Raw genomic sequence first — 13,239 nt, 5'->3', positions numbered from 1 at the left:
CGGCAGAACGGGAACGTGCTTCGGCGTGGGTTTTATTGTTCGACGGGCAAGCGCCCGCCGGCATGGTCGCCGGGTGACATCGTTGCAAGCTGCGGATAACGCCAAGGTGATGAGGGAATTACAATTTCGTCATATGGGTGGAGCGAAGGCCTTGGATATCAGGTCAGGGCTGCGAGTTGTTCGATTGTCTGCGGAAAACGCTGGACCAGACGGATCAGGGTCGTGGCCTGAGCATTGGGTGTTGCTCGTCCTTGCTCCCAGTTTTCGAGCGTTCGCGTGTTGGTGCGTAGATACATCGCGAATACTGACCGAGAAAGATTAAGTTGCTGACGGATGGCTACCACTTCCTCCGCAGTGATTGGCATCAGTTTTGGCAACTGAACCTTGTGGGTACGCAAGGTGATTTTGCCTTGGCGTTCATCAGCCAGTGCTTCGAGTCCATCCATCAGTTCGGAAAAAATGTCACGTTTCATAGTGGCTTCTCGCGTTGAGTTCTCTATCCAGTGTTTTTCTGAAAAGTTTTTTCTGGGCAGGCGTCAGATCGTCCTGCTCGTTTTTGTTGTAGACGGTAAAGAGCCAGAACTGATCGAAGCCTGACCACCAGTAATAAATCACTCGTAATCCGCTGCGTTTACCTTTCCCTCTTCGTTGGTCGCCAAAGCGAATTTTACGAAGCCCGCCTGTGTCCTCGATGAGATCGCCTGCTTCCGGATTTTTCAGCAACTCCAGTTGAAAGCTGCGAAACAGATCGTCATCCAGATAGTCGTCTCGGTGCTTCTGAAACACAGGTAATTCGATAAATAGAGCATCCATGTTCTGTACGTTACCTACGTATAGTGTTGTCTCGAAAATCGAATCGGTCAAGGCTTCCTGGCCTTGCTTTTCGTCCCTTTTTCAACGGTAGACGCCGGTCGTAAAAACACCTGTAGGACGAATCGCCGCGTGTGGTGAGAACGTTCGATTGATCTATGAAGAGACTTCGCAATTGCCGTGTCGGAACAATCCCGCAGCAGTGTCCAACGCCGAATCGCGATAGCGGCGGGGGGCAGGGTATGAAGAGGCTGAATGTGCCGACGCCTTCGCGAGCAGGCTCGCTCCCACAATGGTCCAGAGTGGTTACAGACTTTGTGAAACCATCGAAACCTGTGGGAGCCGGGCTTGCCCGCGATGAGGCCAGCGCAAGCGCTCGAGATGCTAAATCCCACAAAAACAAAAACGGCACCCGAAGGTGCCGTTTTCATGTGTAGCCAGCCGAGCTATCAGCCCGCCAGACCCGCCTGCTGAACCAGAGTCAGCAATGGCTGCGGGTAAACGCCGAGGAAGAACGCAACCAGGGCGATGGCCAGCAGCATCACGCCGCCTGCCTTCTGTTCCCAGTGCAGTTGCGCATCGTGGCGACGCAGGTTTGGCTCGATCAGGTACAGGGTGACCATCACGCGCAGGTAGTAGAAGACGCCGATGGCGCTGCCCAGTACCAAGGACCCGACCAGCCACCATTGGTGCGACTCGACACCGGTGGCGATGATGTAGAACTTGCCGATGAAGCCTGCGGTCAGCGGGATACCGGCCAGGGACAGCATCATCACGGTCAGTACGGCGGTCAGGTACGGACGGCGCCAGAACAGGCCGCGGTACTCGTACAGGGCGTCTGCGTCACGGCCGTTGTACGGCGAGGACATCAGAGTGATCACACCGAACGCGCCAAGGCTGGTGATCACGTAGGTGACCAGGTAGACGCCGATGGCTTCTACCGCCAGACCCTTGCTCGCCACCAGTGCGATCAGCAGGTAGCCGAAGTGCGCGATGGACGAGTAACCGAGCAGACGCTTGAGGTTGCTCTGGGTCAGGGCCAGCAGGTTACCGAACAGGATCGAGGCGACGGCGATCACGCTCAGCACGTCGCTCAGTACGCCACTGCTTGCAGCAGGGGAGATCTGGAACAGACGCACCATCACCGCAAACACGGCCACTTTCGACGCGGTCGCGAGGAACGCTGCGACCGGTGCCGGAGCACCTTCGTACACGTCCGGCGTCCACAGGTGGAACGGTACCAGCGACAGCTTGAACGCCAGACCGATCAGCATCATGCCCAGGCCCAATTGTGCCAGCGGGCTAGGCAGACCAGTGGCAGCCAGTGCCTGACCAATACCGACGAAGCTCAGCGAACCGGCGTCTGCGTACAGCAGCGCCATACCGAACAGCAGGAACGCGGAACCGGCGGCCGACAGCACCATGTACTTGATACCGGCTTCCAGCGAACGCTTGTTGAAGAAGGCGTAAGCCACCAGACCGTAGACCGGCACCGACAGCAGTTCCAGACCGATGAACAAGCCGGCCAGGTGCTGCGCGCTGACCAGAACCAGACCACCGGCAGCGGCCATCAGGATCAGCAGGTACAGTTCTTCACGGTTGCCCGGGTAACCCGAACCGCCATCGCCCAGATAGGCGTGGGCGAGGGTGACGCAAGCGAGGGTGGCGACCAGGATCAGCGCCATGTACAGGCAGGCAAAGGTGTCGATCTGCAGCAATGGGGTCACGGCCAGAGGCGCGACTTTCAGGGCTGGCAGGATCGACAGCAAGGCCAGGTTCAGACCGGCCACCGAGATCAGGAACGTCTGCGAGTGGTTGCGGCGCCAGGCGATTGCCAGCATCACCACGATAATGGTGAGGCTGGTGATCAACAGTGGCGCAAGCGCAATAAAGTGTTGAATCGTGAATTCCATAGCGCTCTTACCGGGCCGAAGCGAGTTGAGTGAAGGCGGTGCCGAGCCACTGCTGTACGCCATGCATCGTGGCGGCAGAAGTGTCGAGGAACGGTTGCGGGTAGACGCCGAGGTAAATCAGCAGCACCGCAAGGCCTAGCACCATGATCAGTTCGCGAGCGTCCATGCCGTGCAGGATCGAATCCGATTTGGACGGACCGAAATACGCACGGTGGATCATGATCAGCGAGTAGACCGAACCGAACACCAGACCGGAGGTGGCAATCGCGGTGATCCAAGGCCAACTGGCGAACGAACCGATCAGGATCAGGAACTCGCCGACGAAGTTACCGGTGCCTGGCAAGCCCAGCGAAGCGGCTGCGAAGAACAGGCTGATCGCCGGCAGGTAAGCGATACGCGACCACAGACCGCCCATCTCACGCATGTCACGAGTGTGCAGACGCTCGTACAACTGACCGCTGAGGATAAACAGTGCTGCTGCCGACACACCGTGCGCGAGCATCTGGATCACGGCACCTTGCAGCGCCAGTTGGCTACCGGAGTAGATGCCGATCAGTACGAAGCCCATGTGGGAAACGGACGAGAAGGCGATCAGACGCTTGATATCGGTTTGGGCGAACGCCAGGAACGCACCGTAGAAGATCCCGATCAGACCGAGGGTCATGGCGATCGGCGCGAACTCGGCCGAAGCGTTCGGGAACAGCGGCAGGGCGAAACGCAGCAGGCCGTAGGCAGCGGTTTTCAGCAAGATACCGGCGAGGTCGACGGAACCAGCGGTCGGCGCCTGGGCGTGAGCGTCAGGCAACCAGGAGTGGAACGGTACGACGGGCAGCTTGACCGCGAAGGCGATGAAGAAGCCGAGCATCAGAATGTACTCGGTGGTCATCGACATCTTGGTTTTCAACAGGTCGGCGTAGTTGAAGGTAATCACGCCAGTGTTGTTGAAGTTGACCAGCACCAGACCGAGGATCGCCACCAGCATGATCAGGCCGGAAGCCTGAGTGAAGATGAAGAACTTGGTCGCTGCGTAGATCCGGGTTTTCTTGCCGTCCGAAGAACTGTGACCCCAGAGCGCGATGAGGAAGTACATCGGCACCAGCATCATTTCCCAGAAGAAGAAGAACATGAACAGGTCGAGGGCGAGGAACACGCCGACAACGCCGCCCAGGATCCACATCAGGTTCAGGTGGAAGAAGCCAACGTGACGTTGAATCTCTTTCCACGAGCACAGTACCGAGAGGATACCCAGCAGACCGGTCAGCAGAATCATCAACAGCGACAGGCCGTCGAGGGCCAGGTGCACGCTGATGCCGAATCGCTCGATCCAGATGTGCTTGAACTCAAGCGCCCAGGTCGGATCGGCGCCAGGCGCCGGGGCAAATGAATAGTTGCCGGTCGCCCACAGCCAGAGGCCGATCGCGAGCAACAGGGACATGGTGATCAGCGCAATCCAGCGGGGGAGGGTAGCGCCGAAGCGCTCACCCATCCAGCACAGCAGGCCGCCGATGAAGGGGATCAGGATTAGCCAAGGCAGAATCATGACGGGCTCGTTTCCTTTCGCAAATTCGCAAGGTTCATATCAGACCGCTACCAGCACGATGGCGCCAATAACCAGCACGGCACCAGCAGCCATCGAAGCAGCGTACCAACGCAGTTGACCGGTCTCGGTGCGGCTCAGGGCAGTGTGACCACCCTTGGCCATACGCGGGATCAGACCGATGGTCTGGTCGAGCGGGTCTTTGCGCAGGATGTGGCTGATCGCAAGGTACGGCTTGACGAACAGTTTGTCGTAGATCCAGTCGAAGCCCCAGGCAGCGAACCACCAGGCCGAAAGGAAACGGCCGATGCCGCTGTTGGCAATTGCTGTCACGAAGCGACGCTTGCCGAGGAACAGCAGGGCCGCCAGCAGGATACCGGCCAGGGCGATGGCGCCCGACGCGATTTCCAGACTGTGCTTGGCTTCGCCACCGGCATGGCCAACGCTCTCAGGCAGTACGCCGTGTAGCGGTGGAACGATCATGGCGCCGACGAAAGTCGACAGCACGATCAGCACCGACAGTGGCAGCCAGTGAGCGATGCCGTGACCGGCGTGGGCTTCGGTCTTGGCTTCACCGTGGAACGCGATGAAGATCAGGCGGAAGGTGTACAGCGACGTCATGAACGCACCCACCAGACCTGCATAGAGCAGACCGTGGTTGCCGCTGGCGAACGCTTCCCAAAGGATTTCGTCCTTGGAGTAGAAACCAGCGGTGACCAGTGGCAGGGCAGACAGTGCCGCGCCGCCGACGATGAAGCTGGCATAAGCCAGTGGCAGTTTCTTCCACAGGCCGCCCATCTTGAAGATGTTCTGCTCGTGGTGGCAGGCAACGATCACCGCACCGGAAGCAAGGAACAGCAGGGCCTTGAAGAAGGCGTGGGTCATCAGGTGGAAAATCGCGCCATCCCAGGCACCAACGCCCAGCGCCAGGAACATGTAGCCGATCTGGCTCATGGTCGAGTAGGCGAGGATACGTTTGATGTCGGTTTGTACCAGTGCCGCAAAACCAGCCAGAACCAGGGTCACACCACCCACGATGCCGACCAGGTGCAGGATGTCCGGCGCCAGGGTGAACAGGCCGTGAGTACGGGCGATCAGGTAAACGCCTGCGGTCACCATGGTTGCCGCGTGGATCAGTGCCGAAACCGGGGTAGGACCGGCCATCGCGTCTGCCAGCCAGGTTTGCAGCGGCAGTTGCGCCGATTTACCGACAGCGCCGCCCAGCAGCATCAGGGTCGCCAGCGTGATCCAGAAATCGCCGACCTGGAATTTCTGCGGTGCCAGCACCAGCAGTTCCTGGATGTTCAGCGTGCCCACTTGCTGGAACAGGATGAACAGGCCGATGGCCATGAACACGTCGCCGATCCGGGTCACGATGAAGGCTTTGAGTGCGGCGTTACCGTTGTTGCGGTTGCTGTAGTAGAAACCGATCAACAGGTACGAGCACAGGCCTACGCCTTCCCAACCGAAGTACAGGAACAACAGGTTATCGCCCAGGACCAGGAACAGCATGCTGGCGATAAACAGGTTGGTGTACGAGAAGAAGCGCGAGTAACCCGCTTCGCCGCGCATGTACCAGGAGGCGAACAGGTGGATCAGGAAACCTACGCCAACCACCACGCCGAGCATGGTGATCGACAGGCCGTCGATGTAGAGGGCGAAATCAGGCTTGAAGCCTTCCACCGCCATCCACTGCCAAAGCACCAGGGTGTAGTGACCGCCTTCGGGAGGCGCGACGTTGAATTGCCAGATGACGTAGGCGGTGACAATCGCCGACAAGCCAATGGAACCCACGCCGACCAGCGCCGAAAGGTTTTCCGACCAGCGTCCACGGGAAAACGACAGCAGCAGGAAACCGATCAGAGGGAATACGAAAGTCAGAAAGATTAAGTTCATCCGCGCATCTCACTGGCAGCGTCGATATCGAGCGTGTGGAAGCGGCGATACAGTTGCAGCAGGATCGCCAGGCCAATACTGGCCTCGGCGGCTGCCAGGCTGATCACCAGGATGAACATGATCTGTCCATCCGGCTGGCCCCAGCGGGCGCCTGCAACGATGAAGGCCAGTGCCGCGGCGTTCATCATCACTTCCAGACTCATCAACACGAACAAAATGTTGCGGCGGACCATCAGGCCGACCAGACCAAGGCAGAACAGGATGCCGGCAACCGCCAGTCCATGCTCGAGAGGGATAGCAGGCATGTCTTACTCCTTCGCCTCGTTACGGCCCAAATGGAACGCCGTGACGGCTGCGGCGAGCAGCAGCATCGAGGCGAGTTCGACCACCAGCAGATACGGGCCGAACAGGCTGATGCCCACGGCTTTCGCGTCTACGGTGGTGTGGCCGATGGCCTGACCGCTCTGGTGAGCGAACAGCACATACAGCAGTTCGGCCAGCAGCAGGGCGGCGAGAATCACCGGCCCTGCCCAGATACCGGGCTTGAGCCAGACGCGTTCCTGCTGAACGGCGGCTGGGCCCAGGTTGAGCATCATCACCACGAACACGAACAGCACCATGATGGCGCCGGCGTAGGCGATCACTTCCAGCACGCCGGCGAACGGTGCGCCGAGTGCGAAGAAGGTCATGGCCACGGCGATCAACGAGATGATCAGGTAGAGCAGGGCGTGCACAGGATTGGTGTTGGTGACCACGCGTAGCGTGGACACAACAGCGATACCCGATGCGAAATAGAAAGCGAATTCCATCGTTCTTCCTTAAGGCAGCAAGCTCTTCACGTTGATCGGTTCGGCTTCGTTCTGCGCAGCGCCTTTCGGCTTGCCAGCGATTGCCATACCTGCAACACGATAGAAGTTGTAATCAGGGTTTTTGCCGGGGCCGGAGATCAAAAGATCTTCTTTCTCGTACACCAGGTCCTGACGTTTGAACTCGGCCATCTCGAAATCCGGGGTCAGCTGGATCGCGGTGGTCGGACAGGCTTCCTCGCAGAGACCGCAGAAAATGCAGCGCGAGAAGTTGATACGGAAGAAGTCCGGGTACCAGCGACCGTCTTCGGTTTCAGCTTTCTGCAGCGAGATGCAACCCACCGGGCAAGCCACGGCGCACAGGTTGCAGGCTACGCAACGTTCTTCGCCATCGGGGTCGCGGGTCAGGACGATACGACCACGGTAGCGTGGTGGCAGGTAGACCGCTTCTTCCGGGTATTGCAGGGTGTCGCGCTTGCGAAAGCCATGGCCGAAGACCATGACCAGGCTGCGCAACTGGGTACCAGTACCCTTAACGATGTCGCCAATATATTTGAACATGGGTCAAATCCTCACTGAACCGCAACCGCGGGCGTGTTCCACAACACAACCGCAGCGGTTATCAGCAAATTGATCAGGGTCAGTGGCAGGCAGAATTTCCAGCTGAAGTCCATCACCTGGTCATAACGCGGACGCGGGATGGAAGCGCGCAGCAGAATGAACAGCATGATGAAGAACGCGGTCTTCAGTGCGAACCACAGGAACGACAGTTGCGGCAGGATGCCGAACGGACCGTGCCAGCCACCGAAGAACAGGGTGACCAGCAGCGCCGAAATCAAGATGATGCCGATGTATTCACCGACGAAGAACATGCCCCATTTCATACCGGCGTATTCAATGTGGTAACCGTCTGCCAGTTCCTGTTCCGCTTCCGGCTGGTCGAACGGGTGACGGTGAGTCACGGCGACGCCAGCGATGAAGAAGGTACAGAAGCCGAAGAACTGCGGAATGATGAACCACAGGTTCTGCGCCTGGTACTCGACGATGTCGCGCATGTTGAACGAGCCGACCTGCACCACGATGCCCATCAGGGCCAGGCCCATGAACACTTCGTAGGACACGGTCTGCGCCGAGGCACGCAAGGCACCCAGCAGGGCGAACTTGTTGTTACTCGACCAACCAGCGAACAGCACCGCGTAGACCGACAGACCGGCCATGGCGAAGAAGAACAGCAGGCCGATGTTCAGATCCGCCACACCCCAGGTCGGGGTGATCGGGATGATTGCGAACGCAATCAGCAAGGCGGACATGGCCACAACCGGTGCCAGGGTAAAGATCACCTTGTCGGCAAACGGCGGGGTCCAGTCTTCCTTGAAGAACATCTTCAGCATGTCGGCGGCGATCTGGAACATACCAAACGGGCCAACGCGGTTCGGACCGTAACGGTCCTGCCACCAGCCCAGCAGGCGACGTTCGACAAAGCTGAGCAACGCGCCTGCGACCACTACGGCCAACAGAATCACGATCGCTTTGATGACCGTCAGGATCACATCGATCACTTCAGGGGTGAACCAGGTCATTGCGCTGCCTCCTGCAGACCGTCGACGGATACGCCGGCGAATGCCGGTGGAATGCCGGCGATGCCCGCAGGCAATGCCACCAGACCTGCGCCCAGTTCTTCATTGATACGCAATGGCAGACGCAGGGTCTGGCCGGCCACGTTCAGGCTCAGCAGTGCACCGTCGTTGACCCCAAGGCGATCCGCTTCAGACTTGGCCAGAGCAACGTAGGCCGCCGGAATGCGTTCCTGCACAGGAGCGGCTTTCGAAGAGTTCTCGTCGCTACCGAACAGGTGGTAGAACGGCACAGCTTGCCAAGTGCCCGGCGCCGGGTTGAATGCGCGCGGAGCGGCAGCGAACCAGTTCAGCGAATCACCGGTGCTTTCGATCAGGCGGGTGCCCGGGTCGCCAGCGCGGATGTGACCACCGACTTCGTCCTGGAACTTGTTCCAGGCCTGCGGCGAGTTCCAGCCCGGCGACCAGGCGAATGGCACTTGCTGACGTGGCTCAACCGAGCCCGAGTAACCTTCCATGGAGAAGGCAAACGCGGTGTCTTTGTCTTGCGGGGTGCGTGGTTCGTGAACGCTGATGTCGGCGCGCATCGCGGTGCGACCGGAGTAACGCAGCGGCTCACGCGCCAGTTTCAGACCCTTGATACGGAACGCAGCAGACGGTGCAGCGTCGACGATACGCGCCAGTTGCTCGGTGCTCGAAGCAACGGCAGCGGTGACGTGGTCGAGTTGCGTCCAGTCGATCGGCTGGTTCAACAGGGTGGCGCGCAGGGCGTGCAGCCAGCGCCAGCCTTCGTGAACCAGAATGCTCGCGTCCAGGTATTGCGGATCGAAAACCTGGAAGAAGCGCTGGGCGCGACCTTCCTGGCTGACCAGCGTACCGTCGCCTTCAGCGAAGCTGGCGGCTGGCAGAACCAGATGCGCGCGGTCGCTGGTAGCAGTCTTCTGATGGTCAGCAACGATCACCACTTTCGCGGCGTTCAGCGCAGCATCGACTTTCTCTTTGGCGGTGCGGGTGTACAGATCGTTTTCCAGCACGACGATGGCGTCGGCTTTGCCATCGATGACGGCTTGCAGCGCAGCATCCACCGATTCGCCACCGAGCATGGCCAGACCGAGGCTGTTGGCTTCCGGCACGATCAGGCTGATCGAACCGTTCTTCTCGCGCAGCTTCAGAGCCTTGGCGATGTTCGCTGCCGCTTCGATCAGCGCTTTCGAACCCAGCGAAGTGCCGGCGATGATCAGCGGACGTTTGGCCGCGAGCAGGGCGTCGGCGATGCGCTTGGCCAGTTCCAGTGCTTCAGCGTCCAGACCTTCAACGGCCGGTGCGCTGGCGTCCAGAGCGTGAGCCACGGCGAAACCGATGCGCGCCAGATCATCGGGAGCTGCGTGAACGCATGCTTCGGCGATATCGTCGAGCTTGGTTTCAGCGAGGCTGGCGATGAACAGCGGGTTCAGCGCGTGCTGACCGATGTTTTTCACCGCAGCGTCGAGCCATGGCTGAACGCGCATGGCGTCGGCCATTTCTTCGGCTTTGCCTTTGACCGACTGACGCAGGGACAGCGCCATACGGGCGGCGGTCTGGGTCAGGTCTTCACCGAGGACGAACACGGCGTCGTGGTCTTCGATGTCGCGCATGTTTGGCACTGGCAGCGGGCTGTCTTTGAGCACTTGCAGGACCAGACGGATGCGTTCCAGTTCGGACGCTTCGATGCCGGAGTAGAAGTGCTCGGCGCCAACCAGTTCACGCAACGCGTAGTTGCTTTCCAGGCTGGCACGCGGCGAACCGATACCGACGATGTTGCGACCGCGCAGCAGATCGGCAGCCTTGTCCAGCGCAGCATCCAGGCCAAGCTTGGTGCCGTCGGCCAGCAGTGGCTGACGCGGACGGTCGGTGCGGTTGACGTAGCCATAACCGAAACGGCCACGGTCGCACAGGAAGTACTGGTTCACCGAACCGTTGAAACGGTTTTCGATGCGACGCAGTTCGCCGTAACGCTCACCCGGGGAAATGTTGCAACCGCTGGAGCAGCCATGGCAGATGCTCGGCGAGAACTGCATGTCCCACTTACGGTTGTAGCGCTCGGAGTGAGTCTTGTCGGTGAACACACCGGTCGGGCAGACCTCGGTGAGGTTGCCGGAGAACTCGCTTTCGAGGGTGCCGTCTTCAACGCGACCGAAGTACACGTTGTCGTGGGCGCCGAATACACCGAGGTCGGTGCCGCCAGCGTAGTCCTTGTAGAAACGCACGCAGCGGTAGCAAGCGATGCAGCGGTTCATTTCGTGGGAAATGAACGGGCCCAGTTGCTGGTTCTGGTGGGTACGTTTGGTGAAGCGATAACGGCGCTCGTTGTGGCCGGTCATCACTGTCATGTCTTGCAGGTGGCAATGACCGCCTTCTTCGCACACAGGGCAGTCGTGCGGGTGGTTGGTCATCAGCCATTCGACAACACTGGCGCGGAACGCCTTGGATTCTTCATCTTCGATGGAGATCCAGGTGTTGTCGGTGGCTGGGGTCATGCAGGACATGACGATGCGACCACGGGTGTCGTTCTCGTCGGTGTACTGCTTGACCGCGCACTGGCGGCAAGCCCCGACGCTACCAAGCGCGGGGTGCCAGCAGAAATATGGAATGTCGAGGCCCAGCGACAGACATGCCTGTAACAGGTTGTCTGCCCCGTCGACTTCGAGCGCTTTGCCGTCTACGTGGATAGTGGCCATGGTTCAAAGGTCTTCGTTGGCCCGGTGTCAGCGGGCGTGGCTAATGGAATCTTGTTATCCGTGCGAATCAAACCAGCCTCGAAAGGCGTCATCGCAAGAGGCGAAGGGCACGGGCCCTTCACCTTATTAAGCGTTTACGCGCCGATTACGATCGGCCTTGCCAGAGGCGGGACGGCGGCGCTGACAGGCGCGATACCGGCTTCGAACTCTGGACGGAAGTATTTGATGGCACTGCCCAACGGCTCCACGGCACCCGGTGCGTGAGCACAGAAGGTTTTGCCTGGGCCGAGGAAGCCGACCAGACCCAGCAGGGTCTCGATGTCGCCCGGTTGGCCTTCGCCATTCTCGATGGCCATCAGCAGCTTGACGCTCCATGGCAAACCATCACGGCACGGTGTGCAGAAACCGCACGACTCACGGGCGAAGAACTGTTCCATGTTGCGCAGCAGCGAGACCATGTTGACGCTGTCGTCCACCGCCATGGCCAGGCCGGTACCCATACGGGTGCCCACTTTGGCAATGCCGCCGGCGTACATTTGTGCGTCGAGGTGTTCTGGCAGAAGGAAACCGGTACCGGCGCCACCTGGCTGCCAGGCCTTGAGCTTGTAACCATCGCGCATGCCGCCGGCGTAGTCTTCGAACAACTCGCGACCGGTGACGCCGAATGGCAGTTCCCACAGGCCCGGATTCTTGACCTTGCCGGAGAAGCCCATGAGCTTGGTGCCCATGTCTTCGCTGCCTTCGCGGGCCAACGATTTGTACCAGTCAACGCCGTCGGCAATGATCGCCGGCACGTTGCACAGGGTTTCAACGTTGTTCACGCAGGTCGGCTTGCCCCACACGCCAACGGCGGCAGGGAAGGGCGGCTTGGAGCGCGGGTTGGCGCGGCGGCCTTCGAGGGAGTTGATCAGTGCGGTTTCTTCACCGCAGATATAACGCCCGGCGCCGGTGTGGACGAACAGCTCGAAATCGAAGCCGCTGCCCAGGATGTTCTTGCCCAAAAGGCCAGCAGCCTTGGCTTCTTCCACGGCACGGTTGAGGTGCTTGGCGGCGGTGGTGTATTCGCCACGCAGGAAGATGTAGCCACGGTAGGTTTTCAGCGCGCGAGCACTGATCAGCATGCCTTCGATCAGCAGATGGGGCAGTTGCTCCATCAGCATGCGGTCTTTCCAGGTGTTCGGCTCCATTTCATCCGCGTTGCACAGCAGGTAGCGGATGTTGATGGATTCGTCTTTGGGCATCAGGCCCCACTTCACACCCGTGGGGAAACCTGCACCGCCGCGACCCTTCAGGCCTGCGTCCTTCACGGTCTGGACGATGTCGTCCTGGGCCATGTCGGCGAAGGCTTTGCGCGCTGCGGCGTAACCGTTCTTGGCCTGGTATTCGTCGAGCCACACGGCTTCGCCGTCGTCACGCAGACGCCAGGTCAGCGGGTGTGTCTCGGCCGAACGCTTGATGCGGTTGGCCGGGCCGAAAGATGTCAGGGTCATACGTAGCCCTCGAGCAGTTTGGCAACGCCAGCAGGCTGCACATCACCAAAGGTGTCGTCGTCGATCATCAGCGCCGGAGCCTTATCGCAGTTGCCGAGGCAGCAGACAGGCAGCAGGGTGAAACGACCGTCGGTGGTGGTCTGACCCAGGCCGATGCCCAGATTGTTCTGGATTTCGCTGACCACCGACTCGTGGCCGCCGATGTAGCAGACCATGCTGTCGCAGACGCGAATGATGTGACGGCCGACCGGCTGACGGAAGATCTGGCTATAGAACGTCGCCACACCTTCAACGTCGCTGGCCGGGATGCCGAGGATCTCGCCGATTGCGTACAAGGCGCCATCCGGCACCCAGCCGCGTTCTTTCTGAACGATCTTCAGGGCTTCGATCGACGCCGCGCGCGGGTCTTCGTAGTGATGCAGCTCGTGCTCGATGGCCGAGCGCTCGGTTTCACTCAGGGTGAAACGGTCTGTCTGGATAAGCGTGCTGTTCATGC

Annotated in this window: 12 protein-coding genes; all 12 read right to left on the bottom strand. The window is 59.9% G+C overall.

Features of this window, described 5'->3' with window-relative positions; all coding sequences use genetic code 11:
• Nucleotides 1-158 precede the first annotated feature (158 nt).
• The 12 genes from ACA069_RS17705 to nuoE all read right to left on the bottom strand — a co-directional run bounded on the left by ACA069_RS17705 (nt 159) and on the right by nuoE (nt 13,237).
• Nucleotides 159-473 (bottom strand): helix-turn-helix domain-containing protein, encoded by a 315-nt coding sequence (locus ACA069_RS17705; protein WP_339432013.1) that lies wholly within the window; start codon nt 471-473, stop codon nt 159-161.
• Nucleotides 463-813 (bottom strand): toxin, encoded by a 351-nt coding sequence (locus ACA069_RS17700; protein WP_497614631.1) that lies wholly within the window; start codon nt 811-813, stop codon nt 463-465. Before ACA069_RS17700 ends, ACA069_RS17705 begins: the two co-directional genes overlap by 11 nt.
• 446 nt (nt 814-1,259) lie before the next feature.
• Nucleotides 1,260-2,723 carry an NADH-quinone oxidoreductase subunit NuoN gene (nuoN, locus tag ACA069_RS17695; RefSeq protein ID WP_123529219.1) on the bottom strand — a complete coding sequence of 488 codons (1,464 nt, stop codon included), beginning with the start codon at nt 2,721-2,723 and terminating at the stop codon, nt 1,260-1,262.
• A gap of 7 nt (nt 2,724-2,730) precedes the next feature.
• Nucleotides 2,731-4,263, bottom strand: coding sequence for an NADH-quinone oxidoreductase subunit M (gene nuoM / locus ACA069_RS17690; RefSeq protein ID WP_187678485.1), 1,533 nt, complete (start codon nt 4,261-4,263; stop codon nt 2,731-2,733).
• Between the two features lie 39 nt (nt 4,264-4,302).
• Nucleotides 4,303-6,156, bottom strand: a complete 1,854-nt coding sequence (nuoL, locus tag ACA069_RS17685; RefSeq protein ID WP_187678484.1) for an NADH-quinone oxidoreductase subunit L — start codon at nt 6,154-6,156, stop codon at nt 4,303-4,305.
• Nucleotides 6,153-6,461, bottom strand: a complete 309-nt coding sequence (gene nuoK, locus ACA069_RS17680; protein ID WP_187678483.1) for an NADH-quinone oxidoreductase subunit NuoK — start codon at nt 6,459-6,461, stop codon at nt 6,153-6,155. Before nuoK ends, nuoL begins: the two co-directional genes overlap by 4 nt.
• Before the next feature lie 3 nt (nt 6,462-6,464).
• A complete protein-coding gene (gene nuoJ, locus ACA069_RS17675) occupies nt 6,465-6,965 on the bottom strand; it encodes an NADH-quinone oxidoreductase subunit J (protein WP_187678482.1) in 501 nt (166 codons plus the stop codon).
• Between the two features lie 9 nt (nt 6,966-6,974).
• Nucleotides 6,975-7,523, bottom strand: coding sequence for an NADH-quinone oxidoreductase subunit NuoI (nuoI, locus tag ACA069_RS17670; RefSeq protein ID WP_016987418.1), 549 nt, complete (start codon nt 7,521-7,523; stop codon nt 6,975-6,977).
• An 11-nt stretch (nt 7,524-7,534) separates the two neighbouring features.
• Nucleotides 7,535-8,542 (bottom strand): NADH-quinone oxidoreductase subunit NuoH, encoded by a 1,008-nt coding sequence (gene nuoH / locus ACA069_RS17665; RefSeq protein ID WP_187678480.1) that lies wholly within the window; start codon nt 8,540-8,542, stop codon nt 7,535-7,537.
• Nucleotides 8,539-11,253 carry an NADH-quinone oxidoreductase subunit NuoG gene (gene nuoG / locus ACA069_RS17660; protein ID WP_497614628.1) on the bottom strand — a complete coding sequence of 905 codons (2,715 nt, stop codon included), beginning with the start codon at nt 11,251-11,253 and terminating at the stop codon, nt 8,539-8,541. The genes nuoH and nuoG overlap by 4 nt, the downstream gene beginning before the upstream one ends.
• Nucleotides 11,254-11,387: 134 nt before the next feature.
• Entirely contained in the window at nt 11,388-12,743 is a 1,356-nt protein-coding gene (gene nuoF / locus ACA069_RS17655) for an NADH-quinone oxidoreductase subunit NuoF (protein WP_100845732.1), read from the bottom strand.
• The gene (gene nuoE, locus ACA069_RS17650) at nt 12,740-13,237 is read right to left on the bottom strand and encodes an NADH-quinone oxidoreductase subunit NuoE (RefSeq protein ID WP_007920186.1); all 498 of its coding nucleotides are present in this window, start codon (nt 13,235-13,237) and stop codon (nt 12,740-12,742) included. Before nuoE ends, nuoF begins: the two co-directional genes overlap by 4 nt.
• Nucleotides 13,238-13,239: the final 2 nt, after the last annotated feature.

Source organism: Pseudomonas sp. LBUM1652 (assembly GCF_059716105.1).
Note: the sequence above shows the minus strand (reverse complement) of the source record. Positions and strands in the feature narration are given on the sequence as shown.